The 18,079-nt window shown below is 60.4% G+C and carries 14 protein-coding genes and 5 pseudogenes; 10 read left to right on the forward strand and 9 right to left on the reverse strand.

Annotated elements, in window-relative coordinates:
• Positions 1-52 precede the first annotated feature (52 nt).
• Positions 53-274, reverse strand: a pseudogene (locus tag CJU94_RS30495) (transposase domain-containing protein); the annotation flags it as partial.
• Between the two features lie 19 nt (positions 275-293).
• Between CJU94_RS30495 and CJU94_RS30500 the strand changes: the two are divergent.
• A pseudogene (locus CJU94_RS30500) lies at positions 294-497 on the forward strand (transposase domain-containing protein); the annotation flags it as partial.
• Between the two features lie 667 nt (positions 498-1,164).
• Positions 1,165-2,397: an MFS transporter gene (locus tag CJU94_RS30505; RefSeq protein WP_095422284.1), complete on the forward strand. Its 1,233-nt coding sequence runs from the start codon at positions 1,165-1,167 to the stop codon at positions 2,395-2,397.
• Between the two features lie 31 nt (positions 2,398-2,428).
• On the opposite strand, the gene CJU94_RS30510 is transcribed toward CJU94_RS30505, so the two are convergent.
• Positions 2,429-3,163, reverse strand: coding sequence for an IclR family transcriptional regulator (locus CJU94_RS30510; RefSeq protein ID WP_095422285.1), 735 nt, complete (start codon positions 3,161-3,163; stop codon positions 2,429-2,431).
• A gap of 203 nt (positions 3,164-3,366) precedes the next feature.
• Here CJU94_RS30510 and CJU94_RS30515 point away from each other — a divergent pair, with 203 nt between their 5' ends.
• Genes CJU94_RS30515 through CJU94_RS30540 form a run of 6 tightly spaced genes read left to right on the forward strand, consistent with a single transcriptional unit; the run spans position 3,367 to position 9,259 of the window.
• On the forward strand, positions 3,367-4,590 hold the full coding sequence (locus CJU94_RS30515; protein ID WP_095422286.1) for a CaiB/BaiF CoA transferase family protein: 1,224 nt from the start codon (positions 3,367-3,369) through the stop codon (positions 4,588-4,590).
• A 26-nt stretch (positions 4,591-4,616) separates the two neighbouring features.
• Entirely contained in the window at positions 4,617-5,702 is a 1,086-nt protein-coding gene (locus CJU94_RS30520) for a TauD/TfdA family dioxygenase (protein WP_095422287.1), read from the forward strand.
• A gap of 24 nt (positions 5,703-5,726) precedes the next feature.
• Complete coding sequence (locus tag CJU94_RS30525) at positions 5,727-6,593, forward strand: HpcH/HpaI aldolase/citrate lyase family protein (protein ID WP_244221020.1); 867 nt, start codon at positions 5,727-5,729, stop codon at positions 6,591-6,593.
• A 37-nt stretch (positions 6,594-6,630) separates the two neighbouring features.
• Complete coding sequence (locus tag CJU94_RS30530) at positions 6,631-7,899, forward strand: 3-isopropylmalate dehydratase large subunit (protein ID WP_095422289.1); 1,269 nt, start codon at positions 6,631-6,633, stop codon at positions 7,897-7,899.
• On the forward strand, positions 7,896-8,381 hold the full coding sequence (locus tag CJU94_RS30535; protein ID WP_095422290.1) for a LeuD/DmdB family oxidoreductase small subunit: 486 nt from the start codon (positions 7,896-7,898) through the stop codon (positions 8,379-8,381). The genes CJU94_RS30530 and CJU94_RS30535 overlap by 4 nt, the downstream gene beginning before the upstream one ends.
• Positions 8,382-8,392: 11 nt before the next feature.
• The gene (locus tag CJU94_RS30540; RefSeq protein ID WP_095422291.1) at positions 8,393-9,259 is read left to right on the forward strand and encodes an isocitrate lyase/PEP mutase family protein; all 867 of its coding nucleotides are present in this window, start codon (positions 8,393-8,395) and stop codon (positions 9,257-9,259) included.
• 275 nt (positions 9,260-9,534) lie between these two features.
• On the opposite strand, the pseudogene CJU94_RS30545 reads toward CJU94_RS30540, so the two are convergent.
• Positions 9,535-10,239 (reverse strand): annotated as a pseudogene (locus tag CJU94_RS30545) (IS6 family transposase).
• Positions 10,240-10,586: 347 nt separating this feature from the next.
• Here CJU94_RS30545 and CJU94_RS30550 point away from each other — a divergent pair.
• Positions 10,587-11,247: pseudogene (locus CJU94_RS30550) on the forward strand (response regulator).
• 748 nt (positions 11,248-11,995) lie between these two features.
• The gene (locus tag CJU94_RS42445; RefSeq protein WP_341868382.1) at positions 11,996-12,616 is read left to right on the forward strand and encodes a sensor histidine kinase; all 621 of its coding nucleotides are present in this window, start codon (positions 11,996-11,998) and stop codon (positions 12,614-12,616) included.
• 160 nt (positions 12,617-12,776) lie between these two features.
• Here the strand turns inward: CJU94_RS42445 and CJU94_RS30560 are convergent.
• From CJU94_RS30560 to CJU94_RS30585, 6 genes and pseudogenes are all read right to left on the reverse strand, one after another.
• A pseudogene (locus CJU94_RS30560) lies at positions 12,777-13,509 on the reverse strand (IS6 family transposase).
• Between the two features lie 59 nt (positions 13,510-13,568).
• Complete coding sequence (locus CJU94_RS30565; protein WP_095422292.1) at positions 13,569-14,339, reverse strand: alpha/beta fold hydrolase; 771 nt, start codon at positions 14,337-14,339, stop codon at positions 13,569-13,571.
• 209 nt (positions 14,340-14,548) lie between these two features.
• On the reverse strand, positions 14,549-14,995 hold the full coding sequence (locus CJU94_RS30570) for a Rossmann-fold NAD(P)-binding domain-containing protein (protein WP_244221021.1): 447 nt from the start codon (positions 14,993-14,995) through the stop codon (positions 14,549-14,551).
• Between the two features lie 269 nt (positions 14,996-15,264).
• Positions 15,265-15,783: a RidA family protein gene (locus CJU94_RS30575; RefSeq protein ID WP_244221097.1), complete on the reverse strand. Its 519-nt coding sequence runs from the start codon at positions 15,781-15,783 to the stop codon at positions 15,265-15,267.
• A gap of 244 nt (positions 15,784-16,027) precedes the next feature.
• Positions 16,028-16,579 (reverse strand): carboxymuconolactone decarboxylase family protein, encoded by a 552-nt coding sequence (locus CJU94_RS30580; RefSeq protein ID WP_095422294.1) that lies wholly within the window; start codon positions 16,577-16,579, stop codon positions 16,028-16,030.
• A 222-nt stretch (positions 16,580-16,801) separates the two neighbouring features.
• Entirely contained in the window at positions 16,802-17,590 is a 789-nt protein-coding gene (locus CJU94_RS30585; protein ID WP_095422295.1) for an alpha/beta fold hydrolase, read from the reverse strand.
• Positions 17,591-18,079: the final 489 nt, after the last annotated feature.

Genomic DNA, 18,079 nt, shown 5'->3' on the forward strand with positions numbered 1-18,079 from the left:
TCGCGGCGATCATAATCGAGCGGCGACGTCGGCGTGGAGGCGATGGAGTCAGTCAGGGGGTTGTTGCTTTGGCCTGCTGCAAGCGGGCGTAATTGAATGGCAGCAGATCCGTGACGTCGGCGTCGGGCGCGCGCTGCGGCAACTCGGCGAGCACGTGCAGGAGATAGTCATACGGCTCGACGTCGCAGGCCCGGCACGTCAGCACGAGGCTGTAGATCGTGACACTGGCTTTTGCGCCGTCAACTGTGTCGCTGAACAGCCAGCTTCCTCTGTTATGGAATTGCTTCTCTAACAGGGCCAACTGGTTATTTGCCGGCTCGCTACGGGCGGGTCAACGCGCTGCCGCCATCATGAGCCTGATAAGGTCGGCACAACTTAACGGCCATGACCCGCACGCCTATCTGAAGGACATCCTCACGCGGCTTCCTACCCACAAGGCCAGCGACATCTCGGCATTGCTGCCGCATCGCTGGCAACCAACGGTGATCGTCGACTAACCCGACCCGTCAAGATGGGTTTGCTGCGCGCTTACGATGCATCGCTTGCGGGTACCACAGCGCGCTCTACCAGATTGAAAGGGTTAGCGTTTGCCCTGCGCATTCGTTGCCTCTCAAGCAGGCATGCCGGAGGTGCGGGTATAAAGCGCCATATCTGCTAAACGTGCGACTTCTCGAGACACCATATCGCTGTGCAGATTGCGGCGCAAGGTACGGCAGTAAGAAATGGTCCCCGGACAGGGTACAACCGATGCCAAGGGAGCATCGACGGGCGATCACGCGCGTCTATATCGAGCGGGGGTTACTGTAGTGGCCCAAGCGAGCTTTGACGCCTCGCTTCGTGTCGATAGCACCAGCGACGTCCGGGAAAATTTCGGCTGTCAACGCGCTCGAAGCGAGTCGGCGACATGCCAGTTCGTCTGTGGGCACGCACCAGAACAATGGCCAATCCCCTGTCAGTAAGAAATTTAGGCAGATTGACACATTTACTGCCGAAACGTTGACACTTTTGCGTCGGTCTACGCCAGACGACATTCTGCTCCGAATACGGGAAATCCCCAGTGCGGTATTCCTTGTGCGACCTGGGCGGCTCGGTTACGTTATCGAAAATAGACATCATTTCTATTATTTGAAATGCGCGAAGGCGCTCGCGACATGGGAGACAGGGATGAGTTTGAGATATCAGCTGCTGGTAATGACGTGGCTATTGCAGTTCGTGAATTACCTCGATCGGGTGAGCATCTCTGTCGCCGGTCCGACGATGATGAAGTCCCTCAATCTGGACGCCGCGCAGTTCGGCTACCTGCTCGCGGCCTTCGCGCTTGGCTACGCGCTGATGCAACTGCCCGGCGGCTTTCTCGCGGACCGGTTCGGCACGAAGGCGCTACTGGTCGTCGCGCCCGCGCTGTTTTCGCTGTTTACCGGGCTGACGGGGCTCGCTACCTCGATGGCCGTGCTCGTCGCCGCGCGCTTTTGCTTCGGTCTCGCGGAAGGGTCATGCAACGCGGCGGTGTACAAGGCCGTCGCGGATAACTTCAGCGCGAAAGACGCGGCGAAGGCCCACTCGGTCTGGCTCTCCGCGCTTGCAATCGGTCCGGCGGTGGTTGCGCCGGTCGTTACAACTCTTCTGATGCACGGTGACTGGCGCAACGTGTTCTATGTTTTTGCGTTGCCGGGCGTCTTCGTTGCGTTGCTCATCTTCTTCCTGATTCCCGGCAAGGCGATCGAGGGTAAGGAACGGCATCACGACAAGGCGAACCGCACCGAGCAATGGCGCCAGTTCGCGGGACGCAAAAGCACGTGGCTGCTGTTTTTCGGCTACATGACCTTCAGCATCGGCTACTGGGGATTTCTGGGCTGGATCCCGTCGTATCTCGCCAATCAGCGCCATATCGATCTGAAATCGCTGGGCGTCGCCGCGTCGGTGCCGTATCTGTTCGGCTTCCTGGGCCTCGTCGTATTCGGCTGGCTCGGCAGCGGGCCACTGCACCGCAAACGGCCACTCCTCGTGGCGGCGGGCTATATCGGCACGGGCCTCGCGCTCTATCTGGCGTACAGCGCGATCGACATCGTCGCGTGCGTAATCGGTTTGTCGGCGGCGGCGTTTCTCCTGTACGGCTGCCTCTCGCCGTATGCGGGACTCGTCGCGCAACTAGCGCCTTCCGGCGCGCGCGGCGTGTTCGCCGGCGTGATCAACACCGGCGGGCAGATTGGCGGTCTGTGCGCGCCGCTCGGCGTGGGCTATCTCGTCAAGGCAAGCGGCTCGTACAACAACGGCTTTCTCTTCATGATCACGGCCCTCGTGATCGGCGCGGGCTGCTTCGCGGTGCTGCAATCACGCGTGAATCGCACCGAGCCTGAAATAGACGAAGCGCCGGGCGTGATGCAGCAGAACGTCTGAGCGCGGACGATCTGAACGAGACGACGCGCGACTAGACGCCGTCGAAAGGCGCGAAGGGCGGCTCGAACGGCGTCGTGTCGCCGCCCAGTGCCTTGGTGAGCGCCGCCCCCGCTTCCATCACCTTTGGCAGATAGGTGTCGAACGCCTTGCGGTCGAAACGAAAGCGCGGAATGCCGAGCGAGATTGCGCAAACCAGTTCCTGCCCGGTGCGGAAAACCGGACATGCAATCGCTGCGCTTTCCGGCTCGCGCTCACCAAGCGATACGCAATAGCCGTTCTCGCGCACCTTGTTCAGATGAGTTTTCTTCGACGGCCCGGAAAACGCGCGTAATACGTGTCCCGCCGCGCCCGCCTCGAGCGTGAGGCGTTCGCCTTCGCGCACGTGCATGCGCACCGAGCGTTGCCATTCGACGCGATACAGGCACAGCCGTTCGTCGCCTTCGCGCACATACACGGCTGCCGTTTCTCCGGTTTCCTTGACGAGCGTGCGCAATACCGGCAAAGCGTAATCGCGCAAACGGAACGAGCTCTGATAAATCATGCCGAGGTGGAAAAGCATCGGCCCGAGCATGTAGCGGCCGTCTTCCAGCCGCTTGAGGTAGCCGTAATGCTCGAGCGACTCGCACAGCCGCAGGACGGTGCTGTGATAAAGGCCCGTCGCATTGGTGAGATCGGTGAGCGTCATGCCGTCGATGCTGTCTTCGAAGGCTTTGAGTATCGAAAGCGCGCGGTTGACCGCGGCTACGCCTGGTTCTTCAGTTGCCATTGCTGTTTCCGGTTGTCTGCGCCGATGCCCGCCCGCCATGCCGCGCGGGCGTCTGGCTCGCAAGGATGAACGATTTCGAAGGCTCACGCAACATCGTCGCCACAGTTCATGTTCATGAAAATAGACATCATGTCTATTTGTGCGGATAATGACTTCAGGCCGGTCGTTCCGGCTTGCAAAGAAAACGCGAGAGGACGCAGATCATGCATCGCAAAAGCTTCAACGCATCGCACGCCGGGCCGCTTCGCGGCGTGAAAGTGGTCGACCTGTCACGGCTCGTCGCGGGCAATATGCTCACGCTGCAACTTGCGGATTTCGGCGCGGACGTGATCAAGGTCGAGCCGTTGAAGGGCGACACACTGCGCGCGTTCCGCACGAACGGCGCGGAGGTGTTCTGGAAAGCCTACGCACGCAACAAGAAAAGCGTGTGCATCGACTTTCGGCACGAGACGGCGGCGAGCATGATCGCAAGCCTCGCGCGCGATGCCGACGTGCTTGTCGAGAGTTTCAAGCCCGGCACACTGGAAAAGATGGGGCTCGCGCCGCACACGCTGCTGGCCGCCAATCCGAAGCTCGTGATCGTGCGCGTATCGGGCTGGGGGCAGACGGGACCGTTCAGACATCGGCCGGGCTTCGGCACGCTGGTCGAAGGCTATTCGGGGTTTGCGGCAATGAACGGCTTCAGCGACCGTGAGCCCGTGCTGCCGCCCATGTTCCTGGGCGACATGACCGCCGGTCTCTACGGCGCGCACGCGGCCATGGTCGCGCTTTGGGAAACGCGCGTGAATGGCGGCAACGGTCAGGTCGTGGACCTCTCGCTCTTCGACCCGATGATCTCCATTCTCGGCCCGCAAGTGGCGAACTATCAACTCACCGGGCGTGTGAAGGCGCGCACCGGCAGCCGCTCCAGCACGACCGCGCCGCGCAACACCTATCGAACGGCAGACCACAAATGGCTGTGCGTGTCGACTTCCACGCAGACCATGGCCGAGCGTCTGTTCGCCGCGATCGGCTGCGACGGGATGAACGCGGATCCGCGTTACCACACCAACACGACGCGCTTGCAGCACGTCGAGGAAGTCGACCGCGTGGTCGGCGGGTTCATCAAGGCGCGCACGCTGGCGGAAAACCTCGCCTTCTTCGAGCGCGCCGAGGTGACGGCGGGGCCAGTCTACGAAGCCAGTGATCTTGCTGAGGACGACTACGTCAGCGAGCGGGAAAGTCTCGTGGAAATCGAGGACGAGGAACTGGGCCATGTCGCCGTGCATAACATCGTGGCGCGTCTGTCGGAGACGCCGGGCGGGTTCATGCGTCCCGCGCCGAAAAAAGGCCAACACTCCCGCGAAATTCTGGCGCCGCTTCTGGGCGCGCGCGCGCTTGACGAACTGATTGACTGCGGCGCCGTGATCGATTCCGCGAGCGTCTGAACCTCTCACATCATAAGGAGCATGAAATGAATCGCGTTGGACAACCAATCGTCTCCCCGGCTGCATGGAAAGGGCCAGAACTCGACTGGATGCGCGAGGGGCTGCACGTTCTCACCCAGGCGGAAATCGCAGAAATCGACGCCGCGCTGGCGCATTTGCATTCGCTGGGCGACATCGATTTCCCCGACATCAGCCCGCAGACTTTCCCGCTGGACACGATGGGCCGCTTCATGCGCGAACTGCCGGCGTTCCTGCGCAACGGCCGCGGCTTCATGATGCTGCGCGGCCTGCCGCGCGAGCGCTATTCCGACGACGACATGACGCGCATTTACTTCGGTCTGGGGTCGTATGTCAGCAAGCCGGTGACGCAGTCGTATCTCGGCGATGTGCTCGGGCACGTCGTGAACGTGAGCGACTACGAGCCGAAGTCGCGCGGCTATCGCAAGGGCGGCGGCCAACTGATGCATACGGATTCGTGCGACATCATCGGACTGATGTGTCTACGCACCGCGATCTCGGGCGGCGAAAGTCGCATCTCCAGCGCGCTCGCCGTGCATAACGAACTATTGCGTACCCGGCCCGACCTGCTCGACGCGCTGCGCGAAGGGCTGTTCCTGAAGCGCACTGACGAAGACGGCCGGCGCGCAACACGCACTTTCAGCGAACACAAGGTGCCGTTCTTTACGGACACCGCAGGCGAAGTGATCTGCTATCTGCCGACAGGTTACGCGCGCCTTGCCGAGAAAAGCGGACAGTGCCCGTTCAGCGAACTCGAATCCGAAGCGCTGTATACGGTGCGCAAGATCGCGGCATCGCCGGAGTTCTATCTCGACATGGGCTTTCGCGACGGCGATATCCAGTTCCTCAACAACCGCGTGCTGGTGCACGGCCGCACTGATTACCAGGACGCCGGGCCGCTCGCCGAACGCCGTCATCTGCTGCGCCTATGGCTCTCGGTCGCCGACTGGCCCGCAATGCCCGACTCGCAGGTGTTCCACAAGCCGGAGGATTTGCGCATGTGGGCGCAATATCGCCGTCCGTTTGCGGAGCTCCCTTCAACGCACGACCGCCTGCTGCTCGAATCGGGCGAGGTCGCGAAGATGGTGGATTGACGCAGCATGCGAACGGAGATCTCCATGCTTAAGCCATTCAGAATGCGCAGCAAGCTGTTCGTGCCCGCCTGCCGTCCGGATTTTTTCGACAAAGCCGCGGCGAGCGACGCCGATGCGCTGTCCATCGATCTTGAAGACTCGGTTGCGGAGCGCGACAAGACTCGCGCGCGTGAGGCCGCAGCCGCGTGGCTTGCGAATATCGGCTCCGTGGAGAAGACGATCATCGTGCGTGCGAATGGCATCGGCACGCCGCATTTCGAAGCGGACCTGCGCGCAGTGGTCAGACAGGGGCTCGACATCGTGAATGTGCCGAAGATCGAATCAGCGGAGGATGTACGTAAGATCGACATCTTGCTCGAAGAACTCGAAGCACGTGCGGGACTCACGCGCCGCGTGCTCCTGCTTGCCAACATCGAATCCCCGAAGGGTTTGCGTCTTGCCGCGGAGATCGCACTGGCGAGCGATCGCGTCATGGGCTTGCAGATCGGTTATGGCGACCTGTTCGAGCCGATCGGCGTCGAGCGTCATCAGCGCGCCGCGCTCGATCACGTCATGCTGAAAGTGCGCTTCGCGGCGGCCGAAGCGGGCATCGACGCCTACGATGGCGCGTTCGCCCGTGTCGCGGATCTGGCCGGCTTCGCACAGGAAGCCGGCCGTGCCCGCGCAATGGGTTTCGCCGGCAAGACGTGCGTGCATCCCCGGCAGATTGCGGAAGCCAACCGTGCTTTCGGGCCTAGCGCGGAGCAGATCGCGTTTGCGCGCCGGGTTGTCGAGGCCTGGGACGCAGCGCTCGCGCGTGGTCATGGCGCGGTGTCGGTGGATGGCGTGATGATCGACCAACCCTACGCGACACGCGCCGCGCAATTGTGCGCGATGGCCGAGGCCAATTGATGCATTCGCACGCAAAATAGATGTGGGGGACGCAACGATGCCGCATGCACAAACGCTGGCACAGAAGTTAATCGCCAAGGCTTGCGGGCGCGACGAGGTGGCGGTGGGCGAGATCGTCACGTGCGATGTCGACCTCGCGATGTTCCATGATTCGAGCGGTCCGCGCCGCCTTCAGCCGATGCTCGACGAACTGGGCGCGCAGTTGTGGGACCGATCGAGGATCGTCCTCGTGATCGACCACTATGTGCCGGAAGCCGACGACGAATCGCGCCGTATCGTGCGCATTGCAAGAGAATGGGCGAAGCAGCAGGACCTGCCCCATGTGTACGACAGCGTCGGTATCTGCCACGTCGTCCTGCCGGAACGTGGGCACCTGCGGCCAGGCATGTTTTGCGTAGGTGGCGATTCGCATTCGCCGACAGGCGGCGCATTTGGCGCATATATGTTCGGCATTGGCAGCACGGAAATGCTGGGCGTCGTCGTGTCGGGACAAATCTGGGTGAAGGTGCCCGAGACGCTGCGCATGCATTGGCACGCACGGCTCGCGCGGGGCGTCACCGCGAAAGACATGATGCTGCACATGATCGGCCGCTTCGGCATGAACGGCGGGCGCTATCAGGCCGTGGAGTTTTGCGGCGAAGCGGTCAGCGCCCTGTCGATGCAGGAACGCATGACGCTCTCGAACATCAGTGCTGAAATGGGCGCGCAAGCCGGCCTGATCGCGCCAGACGCGATGACGCTCGACTATCTTCGCGCAGTGGGTGTCACGCATGACATCGACATCATGCGCTGGCAAAGCGATGCCGACGCACCCGCCGAAACGCATCACTTCGATGCCGCCGCGCTGGCGCCGCAAGTGGCCGCGCCGCATAGTCCCGAGAATACGGACGAGGTGCAGGCCTTCGGCGATATCGAGGTGCAGGTTGCCTATATCGGCGCGTGCACAGGCGCGAAGCTCGACGATCTGCGCGCCGCGGCCACGGTGCTCAAGCACCGGCGGGTTGCGCAAGGCGTGCAGCTGGTCGTTGCGCCCGCCAGCATGCGCGACCAGCAGGCCGCGACGCGAGAAGGCGTGATGGCGATTCTCGAAGCAGCGGGCGCGCAGGTGCTCGCCACATCGTGCGGCGCCTGTTCGGGCTATGGCGGGCAGATTCCGGAAGGCAGCACCGTGATCTCCACGACCGCACGCAATTTCAAAGGACGTATGGGTTCGGAGACGGCGCAGGTTTATCTGGGCTCGCCTTATACCGTGGCGGCATCCGCCCTGCGCGGACGCATCACCGATCCGCGCGAGGTGCTCGCATGAGCGATGCGCAAATGCATCGCGTCTGGCGCGTCGGCGCGGATATCGACACCGACGCGCTGGCGCCCGGCGCGTACATGAAATTCGCTATCGGCGAAATTGCCAGACATTGTCTGCAGCGACAGCGCGCGGACTTCGCAGCAAACGTGCGGCCTGGCGATGTCGTGGTGGCGGGGCCCAACTTTGGCATCGGCTCTTCGCGGGAACAGGCGCCGGCCGCGCTCGTGCATCTCGGCGTGCGCGCCGTGATCGCGCCTTCGTTCAGCGGGCTCTTTTTTCGCAACGCGTTCAATGTCGGTCTCGTGTTGCTCACGTGTGCGCAGGCGGAAACGATCGCGGATGGCGAGCATATCGTCATCGATCCGCTGCATGGACGCATCCTGCGCGAAGACGGCGGCGCGCTCACCTGCGACCCGTTGCCCGCTTTTCTGCTCGACATGGTCGAGGCGGGCGGTCTTTTCAACCTGCTCAAGCAACGTTACTGAGCGACCAAAGCATGACACGACAAACCAAGGGACTCGCGGCGCTGCTCGCGCGGGGCACGGTGCTGGCGCCGGGCGTCTACGACGCCTTCTCCGCGCTGCTCGCGGAGCAGGCCGGGTTCGACGCGCTGTATTTGTCGGGTGCGTCGATTGCCTATACACGGCTCGGCCGTTCCGATGTCGGGCTCACCACCTTCACCGAAGTCGCGGATACGCTCGCGCGTATCACCGAGCGCGTTGCACTGCCGGTGATCGTTGATGGCGATACGGGCTTCGGCAATGCGCTCAATGTGCAGCGCGCCGTGCGCGGCTTCGAGCGCGCGGGCGCGTCGATGATCCAGCTCGAAGATCAGACTTTCCCCAAGCGCTGCGGACATCTGGATGGCAAGAGCGTGATTCCCGTCGACGAGATGTGCGGCAAGCTGCGCGCCGCGCTCGATGCCCGCGCGGATCCGGACACGCTGATCCTCGCGCGCACGGACGCGCTCGCCGTCGAGGGACTCGACGCTGCGCTCGACCGCGCCGAGCGCTATCTGGAAGCGGGCGCCGATGCGCTTTTCGTCGAAGCGTTGCGTTCTGCCGAGCAGATGGACGCAGCTTGTGGCCGGTTTGCGTCGCGCGCGCCGTTGCTCGCCAACATGGTGGAAGGCGGCAAGACGCCGGTGCAGAGCGTGCAGGCGCTCGCGGCGCGAGGCTTTCGCATCGTCATCTTTCCGGGCGGCGCGGCGCGCGCGGTCGCTCACACGCTGCGCGGTTTCTACGACAGTTTGTTCGAGCACGGCACGACTGCGCCGTGGCAAGGCCGCATGGTGAAGTTCGACGAGTTGAATGAGATCATCGGTACGCCAGCTTTGATGGAGGAGGCGCGACGCTACGGATGAAGGGTGGGCGCACCGTCCGACCGACTCGGCCGCCTCCGCCTCATAAGCATTTGCTATTGCGCAAGAACGAAGCCGTCTTGGTGTGATTCGCCGTGGCGATATACCGTTGTATCCGTATATCAGCCACCCGGAAGCCACGATCGATCATGTACAAAGCCATCAGGAAAAGCCCGTCGGCGGCGCAAGCCGCCGACACGATTCTTGCCGCACTGCGCGCTATGGTTTTGTCGCGGTAAGGATCAACGAGCTGGCGAGATCGGTATGCGAAGTACTACTTATATGGCGAGGTCATAGAATTGGTCAGCGTCGGACCGATGGGATCCGCGAGCACGCTGCTTCTGTCCTTTTGCAATCGTATGCATCAGCTCAATGCCGGCGAGCAAGATTCGGGCACAGCGAAAAGACTTGAAACCGAGCATTGGTCGCGCCCGTCGCTTGATCGCCCGATGGTCCTGCTCAACCAGGTTATTGAGCTATTTGGACTGGCGGATTTTGATGGGTACTTCACGATTGGCATTGATCGCTTTGAGAGCGGCGAGGTTCGTGCCGCTTCGGTCGATCGTCACGGTGTCGGGTTCGCCGTTCTGATCGATAGATTTCTCGAAGTACCGCCGCGCTGCGGTCTTGTCACGATGGGCCCGCAGCAGGAAATCGACCGTGTTGCCGGCCTTGTCGACCGCGCGGTACAAATATTTCCACTGCCCCTTGACCTTGATGTACGTTTCGTCCATGCGCCAGGTCTTACCGACCGGGCGCTTGCGACAGCGAAACGCTTTCTCGAGCACGGGCAACAGCTTCATCGCCCAGCGATGCACGGTCGAGTGATCGACCGCAATGCCGCGCTCGGCCATCATCTGTTCAAGATGGCGCAGACTCAACGGATACGCCACGTACCATCGCACGCACAACAGGATGATGTCGAGCCGGTAGTGCAGGCGCTTGAGGACTTTTGCCACGGCCGGATTCAGGTTCTGTTTCATCGATCAAAGCGTTCGCTTAAACGGAGCCAGCATAGCAGCTCGCCTTATTGCGACAGAACCGATCCAGTTGCATGTGCGGCAAACGGCAGCGCAGTTAGCGCAACGGCAGCGGCGAGGCGAACATTCATCGTTTTCACTTGGAACTCCATAGTCAGATGGGTTGATTCAATATCGACGGTGCTATTTGCAGATGCATGCTGCAACGCGAGCCTGAAGGGAATCTTAAGCAGAACACCCTCGCGCAGGCACGCGAAGCCGGATTAGACTTAACGATCGATGCCCATGATCAGGGCCAGTAATTTGCAGCGGACTCCGCTGCCTGCCTGTTCCTTTTGGAGTGCGACGAAATGCGAGTATTACTTGTCGAAGATGATGATTTGATAGGAAGCGGCGTCGAAGAGGGTCTGCGCGATGCAGGAATGACAGTCGACTGGGCGCACGATGGACGGGAGGCGATGCTGGCGCTGACTACAACAGAGTACGAGCTGGTGGTGCTCGATCTCGGTCTGCCGAAACTATCTGGAACCGAGTTGCTGGATTGGCTGCGAGGCCGTCGCGACGATACGCCCGTTCTGGTCATGACCGCGAGGGACACGGTAGCCGACCGGGTAGGAGGTCTGACTGCCGGCGCCGACGATTACCTAGGCAAGCCCTTTGATCTCACTGAACTGATTGCGCGATGCCGGGCGCTTTTGCGCCGCGCGCATGGTCGCAGCGTCGAGACAATCGAGTATCAGGATCTGTGCGTCGATCCCTCGACGTTCACGGTCACACGCAACGGTCTGCTCCAGCCATTGACTTCGCGAGAGTGCGCTGTGCTGATCGAGCTGCTGACGCATCAAGGTACTCCACTCTCGCGCCCGCCTCGAGGAAAGTCTTTACGGCTGGCAGGAAGAGGTAGAGAGCAATGCCGTTGAGGTGCACATCTCCAATCTGCGCAAAAAGCTCGGAACAGGATTGATCAGGACGATCAGGGGTGTTGGGTACGTTGTGGAGAAGACATCGTGACAGGGTCAATCCGTCAACGTCTGATGCTACTGGTGCTGGCAAGCGTCTCGGTAGTCTGGGTGGCGGCCCTCGTTTCGAGTTATCGCCAGGCCGTTCATGAAGCCGGTGAGTGGGACGACGCGCGAATCGAACAGGCTGCTCGCACACTCACGCTTGTGGATACCAATGATCTGGCGGCGCTTATCGAAGATGGATTTCACACGTCCGACGATGACGGCGACGATGACCTGTCACGCCGGCTCCTTTATGAGGTACACGACGCCGAAGGGCGCCTGCTTGCAGCGAGCCCCGGTTTGCCGCGTGCTGCCGCGAAGGAGCCGCCGTCGTCTCAGGAAGCGGCAGGCGCTGTAGCGAAATATGACGCCCTCAAATGGAATACCTACGTGCTCCATGACGCGGCGCATGGCAGGAGTGTGCAGGTATTTGAACGTAGGGATAGCCGGGCCGATCTGGGCGCCGGAGTGGCGCGCCGCATCGCGAAGCCGCTTGCTTATGCGCTGCCGGTTCTTGCACTGCTGATCTGGGTGGGCATTGGCAGCAGCCTCGCGCCGCTTAAAACACTCTCGCGGGCCATCGGTGTCAGAAACGCCGACAACCTGGAACTGATCGATATGCGTCGCACGCCGGCCGAAGTGCGTCCCTGGTCGATGCGCTCAACATTCTGTTCCCGCGGCTGCGAGGGTCACTCGACCGTGAGCGGGCCTTCACGGCCGATGCTGCACACGAACTCAAATCGCCACTGGCGGCGATCAAGGTTCAGGCACAGGTCGCCCTTACCACGCGGGATCCGGCAAAACAACGCCTCGCGATGCAGCGGGTCGTTGAAGGTGTCGATAGGAACACACATCTGGCGGATCAACTTCTGTTGCTGGCGAGACTTGACGAAGGTGTATCCGCACCAGCTTCGACCGTGGAACTCGATGCCATTGCCCGCGAATGCATCGCTGTTCACGAAGCAAATGCGTCGTCCAAAGGGATCGGCTTAGTCCTGAACGACGATGCACACGTGACGATGTTAGTGGAGCCCGCACTCGTGCGTATCCTGTTGGACAATCTGGTGGACAACGCTATCAAGTATGGCGAGACGGGAGGTAGTGTCGAGGTCGTGACCCGGAGAACGTCGGATGCAACCCTACTGCTTGTGCGAGATAACGGTCCAGGCGTAAGGGAGCAGGATAGGTTACGTCTGAGCGATCGCTTTTTCCGGGCTGGCGGAAGCCGTCAAAGCGGTAGCGGATTGGGGCTCTCGATCGTCGCGCGAATCGTGGCTCGCCTTGATGGACATTTAACCTATACATCGGGCATTGACGGCCGGGGGTTGGGCGTCGAGGTCAGGTTCCCAGCCACCTTGTCCTCCAATTCGCCATAAGCGCTCGCAGCGTTGCACGATCCATTGGAGGGGGCCGACACATCGATCCATGCGCGGCGCCTCATCGACTCGTTATGTGACGAGCCTTGCGCATGAACGAGCAGCGGAACTGTCACGTTAAATTGCTCGCGACGCAATGACGGAGGGGACACGCGCTTGCTCAGAAAACGGGCGGATTTTGGGTAGCCTCAGTGAAACAATGCCAGGCGGCGAAGCGTGCGGCAAGCTGTTTGCGATAGAGCGAGGCGCGTAGCAAATGTCGTTTGAGCGCGAGGTGTTGCGGAATCGGACCGAAGCTCGATAAGAAAGCCTGCGTGCGTTCAGGATCGCGGAAGCCACGCATGCGTCGCTCACGCTCGCGCGTCGGTTGATGGCTGTTTTCAGCGCGGTTATTGATCCGCGCGCTGGCTTTGACGAAGACGTGCCTGAAGTGAGCCAGCGCGGGGATCCCGGCTTTCGCTGCTGGATAGCTGCGCAGCCGGTCGGTCACAAACGTGCGCGGTATCTCAGGACACGAGGCAAGCACGCGCTTGAAAAACCGCTTCGCTGCAGCCTTGTCACGGCGCTTCTGTAGCAGGATATCGAGTTCACCCGTGCTGATCGACGGCGCACCACAACAGGTAGGGTTTGCCGCGCAACGTCACGAATACTTCGTCAAGATGCCATGTGGTGCCGGGCTTGCGACGTGCAGCCTTGACGCGATGCGCGAATCTCGCGCCGAACCTGTCGGCCCAGCGTCGGACCGTTTCGTAAATGACGACACCCCCGCGCTCGAACAGCAGTTCTTCAATATCACGCAGACTGGGCTGAAACCCGAAATGCCAGCGCACCGCGCAGCTGATGACCGCCGCAGGAAAGCGGTGACCGTGGTAAAGCGATTTTGCATTTTTCATCACGCGATCTTACTCGACCGCCTCAGCAACGTGACAGTGCCCCACGAACATTTGCCCCGCTATCCAGCGGCCTTGATGATAAGTTGGGTGATCTCGTCGGGATGGGAGATCAGCGAGAGATGGCTTGCCTTGACCTCGATGGTTTTGGCGCCCATACGCTTGGCCATGAAACGTTGGAGATCGGGGTTGATCGTTCGGTCTTCCGTTGAAACCGCGTAGAAACTTGGCTTCGTTCGCCAGGCGGCCCGTGTCGTCCTGCCTGCGAGCAGAGCCTTCTGGAAAGGCTCCTGCACGGCATACAGAACCCTGGCCTTCGCTTTCGGAAGGTCGCCCGCGAAATCGCGCAGAAACGCTTCCTCGGTAAGACGTCCTTCGTCGCCGTCGAAGACAATCCCGGCGGAGGCGGGCGGTGTTGGATATGTCCTGGCCAACGCCGTGTAATCCTCGCCAGCATCCGGTGCCCGTGCAGCCACATAGACAAGGGCAGAAACACCTGGATGCGTACCGGCTTCTGTCACGATCATTCCCGAAAAGGAATGTCCGACCAGAACCGTCGGACCATCCTGCCGCTCCAGCACCCGCTGGGCCGAGGCAACCGCATCGGGCAATGTCGTCAAGGGGTTTTGGACAGCCGTGGCATTGAACCCCGCTGCCTGCAATCGCGATATTACTTCCGACCAGCATGACCCGTCAGCAAACAGCCCATGCACGAGAACGATATTGCGCGCCTTCCCCGAACCTGGCGTTCCTGCTACGCCGCGAGTAGAAATAAGCGACGCGGCAGCGCCGACAACGAGGGCGGCCGAGAAATTACGTCTGTTGATCGTCATGATCCGTCTTCCTTCTTAAGGTTATCTGCTTGGTGAAATGTGTCGGGCGCACGCGTTTGAATGTCCGCGTCAACTCACTTGCTTGTTGGCATCACTGCTTCGTTAGACTGGCTAAAGACCAACCTCCGCGGTGTCGGTTAAGCGTTGCCGATCGCACGTTGAACTCTGCTGGTGTGTCTGTCGCAATGGATCTAGACACTTTGTCAGGACTATCCAGTTACTTGGCTTTTCGCTTCAGGCGCCTGCGGTACGGGCAGGATGATCTCCGAAGCTACCTTCCAGTCCTTGCCGATTTTTATCCAGTTGATTAACAGTAGAAACGGCTTGGGGGTTCCGTCCTGACCTGCATAGGAGACCGTGATATCCACCGGCGCATAAGATTGCGCTATGTCCTTCGTCAAGCCGACGACCTTGAATTTCGAACAATCCGGCCGCAGCACGACGGGGCCGGAGGTGCCGATATCGCGCAGTTTCTGATCAATCGCCTCATTGCCCCAGAAGCCAGCCCAGTTCCCTTCCGTAGGGATCGCACTTTTAGCAACGAGAAGGGCCGAAGGAGATTGCCAGAACATCTCATGGAGCGCTTTGAAGTCGTGGCGGTTGGCTAATTGCATGAGATGGTCAAAATCCGATCGAAGTGTGTTCAGCGTCTTCACGTCCAGGGGTTCCTTATAGATGCCAGAAGTGCTCGCGAGACATCCTGTAGAGAAAGTCAGTGTGACGACAACGGTCAATATCATTTGGCGCATGATCGGATTCCGGTGGGGAAATAGACGGTTCTTTTCGGCGTTGGGCAATCGTGTGGCGGCCCCATCGCAATGCTTGCGGCGTCCGAACGAGCATGGATTGATTGCTCTCGAAAACAAGACGGCGGTATTACCCTTCAGGCAGCGCGATGTGCGCCCGTTGTGCGGCGGGTTCAGAATCAGGTTTGGCCGGCTGATTGACTCGCATCAACTAAGCATCTTCGTGTGATCGACGCACGCTCGTCCCCCTTCAGCTCGAAAATGCTGTCGATCTCGACCGGGATGCCCATCGGCAACGAATGCACTCCCAGCGCGCTTCGAGCCGGCAGATTGTCTTGCCCAAACAGCGTCAGCAAGAGGTCACTGGCGCCATTGGCCACTTGCGGATGCTGGGTGAACGACTGTTCTGCACGCACGTAGACTGTTAGCCGGCTGCATCGTCCGACGTTGTCGAGTCCGCATGCCTCGTCGACACAGGCCAGGATCATGAGCATCGTCAGGCGCGCCGCGTCTTGCGCCTGCTCCAGAGACATATCGCGGCCGACCATGCCGACGATTGGCTTGCCGTCTTTGAAAGGGCCGAGTCCGGATACATACAGTTGGCTCCCCGAAACGGAAACCGTTCGATAGGAGCCAAGCGGCTTGACGGGCGACGGCAACTTTAGGCTCGCTTGCGCGAGGCGCTCGAATACATTCATGTTCGGGCTCAACGTAAGAAGAAGAGATAGATTTGGCCTGGTGAATATAGCGCGGGGCGGTGAGTTCGCGCGTCCGATACAGCGGACGACGCTCGCCTGTTGCGGCTCGATTCTGCCTGCCGAAATGAACGACTGCTCGCGCACTTGCGCTGTGCTTGCGGATAATCGCCGCACCTCCAACGCGTAGATGCAATCGAGCAGTTCGGTCAACGCATCACATTTCGAGAAGGGTGCGAGTCCCGTTTTACAGGTGCTGATGTGTACGCACCACGGGAAAGTCAATCTCCGTGTTTGTAACGACGTTGGCGTAGTTGGTCAAGACGCTCAGTGCGATGTGCACGACAATCTCGACGATCTGCGCATCCGTGTAGCCAGCCCCCTTGACGACGCGCAGATCGTCGTCGGAAACGCGGCCACGCTCACGCGCGACCTTCGCGGCGAACTGCACGGCAGGGGCGGCCTTTGCATCATTCGAGCCACCATTTCGATTGGCGGACAGTTCCGCATCGTCGAGCTTCGCCACGTTCCTTCCCAAATAGCTGTGTGCCGACATGCAATAGTCGCAGCCGTTGATTTCGGCGACGGCGAGAGCGATACGCTCGCCGGTTTGGGCTGGAAGCGCGCCTTTTGCCAAGGCTCCGGCCAGACCGAGGTAGCCCTCGAGCGCTGCAGGGCTGTTGGCCAGCAGGCGAAACAGATTCGGCACAACACCCAGTTTCTTGTTGACGGCCTCAAGGAAGGGCTGGGAAGCGGCGGGTGCATCTGCGATCGTGGCGGGTATCTGAAGACGGGACATGTCGGTTCTGCCTTTGGAAACAAGAGAAATTGTCGAAAACAATGGACGCGTATACTTTTTTTCTGAAAGACCATCCCGGTACAGACCATCGAAGAGCGGTCCGCAGGACGGTGCGCGGAAGCCTGGATATAACGCGCCCCCGCGAGGAGCACTACACTTGAAGGCAAAGCGCGGGATGACGGAGCCGCCGCGCCTTCGTCTCCTGCACCAACCGTGAACCGCCTATTTCGCAGCGGCCTCAATCGCCTTTGCCAGGCCGTCGGGATCGGTAAGGAAAGGCGTATGACCGGTCTGCAGGGTGTACTGCGCTCTCACGGGGGTTGCGGCAACCATCTTCGCCTGGAACGAGGGGCTGATGACCTGGTCCATGGCCGTGTGGATATAGACCTTGTCGACCTGGCCAAAGTTGGTGGATGTCAGATGCACGGGAGTTGCTAGCGGGCCCACGGGTTCATCCAGAATCAGATTCGGGATTACCTTGCGCAATTCGTCAGGACCTCCATTGGCAAAGAGATCCGCGCGTGCAGAATATTCGATGGAGGCAATGCCCTTTTCCTTGTCGATCTGCAGATGCGGTCCGATTTTGGCGTCTGCGTCCTTGTTGGCCATCGATACTAGCGAGTCACCATTTTGCGGTAGGTACGCAGCAACGAAGACCAAAGTCTTGATCTTCTTTGGCGCCGTTTCCGCAGTGTCGGCGATGACGATGCCGCCGAAGCTGTGACCGACCACGACGGCCGGGCGATGGGATTGGTTCAGCGCTGCAACCACCGTGTCGCGATAGAGGTCAAGGCTGACCTTGTCCGGTGTGGCGGGCGCACCCGGACGGCCTGGCAGGTCAACCGCCACAACCTTATAGCCATCGGTCTGAAGCCTGGACGTGACATGTCCCCAGACCTGAGCGTCTTCGAAAGCGCCGTGGACCAGAACGATCGTGGGCTTTTGCGCAGCCATCGCACTGGTAACGAACGCGAATGCTGAAATGGAAAGAGCAGCGAGGAGGAGTTTCATCTACATTGATTCCTTAAAGAGACATGGGTGCCGCAGTCGTGAATTTGAACTTGGCTTTGAAAAAATCGCTGGATACGCCGCGGCTTCTCTATTTCACGTAGGAATCCATATCAATGCTACGTCAAAGAAGAACTGATGGGCGCGGATCGACGAATTGTCCGAGATCGTCCGATCTTACTAATGCATAGAGGCAGACACGGCCTTCACGCCACCTATACGACAGTGACGCTGGCGGCGGCACTCGCGCTTCCGATCCAGGCACATGACGCAAGCGCGTGTGCTGCAACGAGAGGTTTGATTGAAAGCGGTCTTTGCTAATTGGGTATGAGGGATATGAACCATAGTGCGTGAGAGTGTTCTGTCTCTTCAGATACGGTAGGACCTTGGCTATCTACTCTAAAGAACGTATCTGGGACTGACCATATCTCAGCGTCTGATTTGCATGATCTTTCGTACGATCGACGCACCCGGACAGGCGGAGCAGATCGA

It is taken from the genome of Paraburkholderia aromaticivorans, from assembly GCF_002278075.1.
In the GTDB taxonomy this organism is placed as follows: domain Bacteria; phylum Pseudomonadota; class Gammaproteobacteria; order Burkholderiales; family Burkholderiaceae; genus Paraburkholderia; species Paraburkholderia aromaticivorans.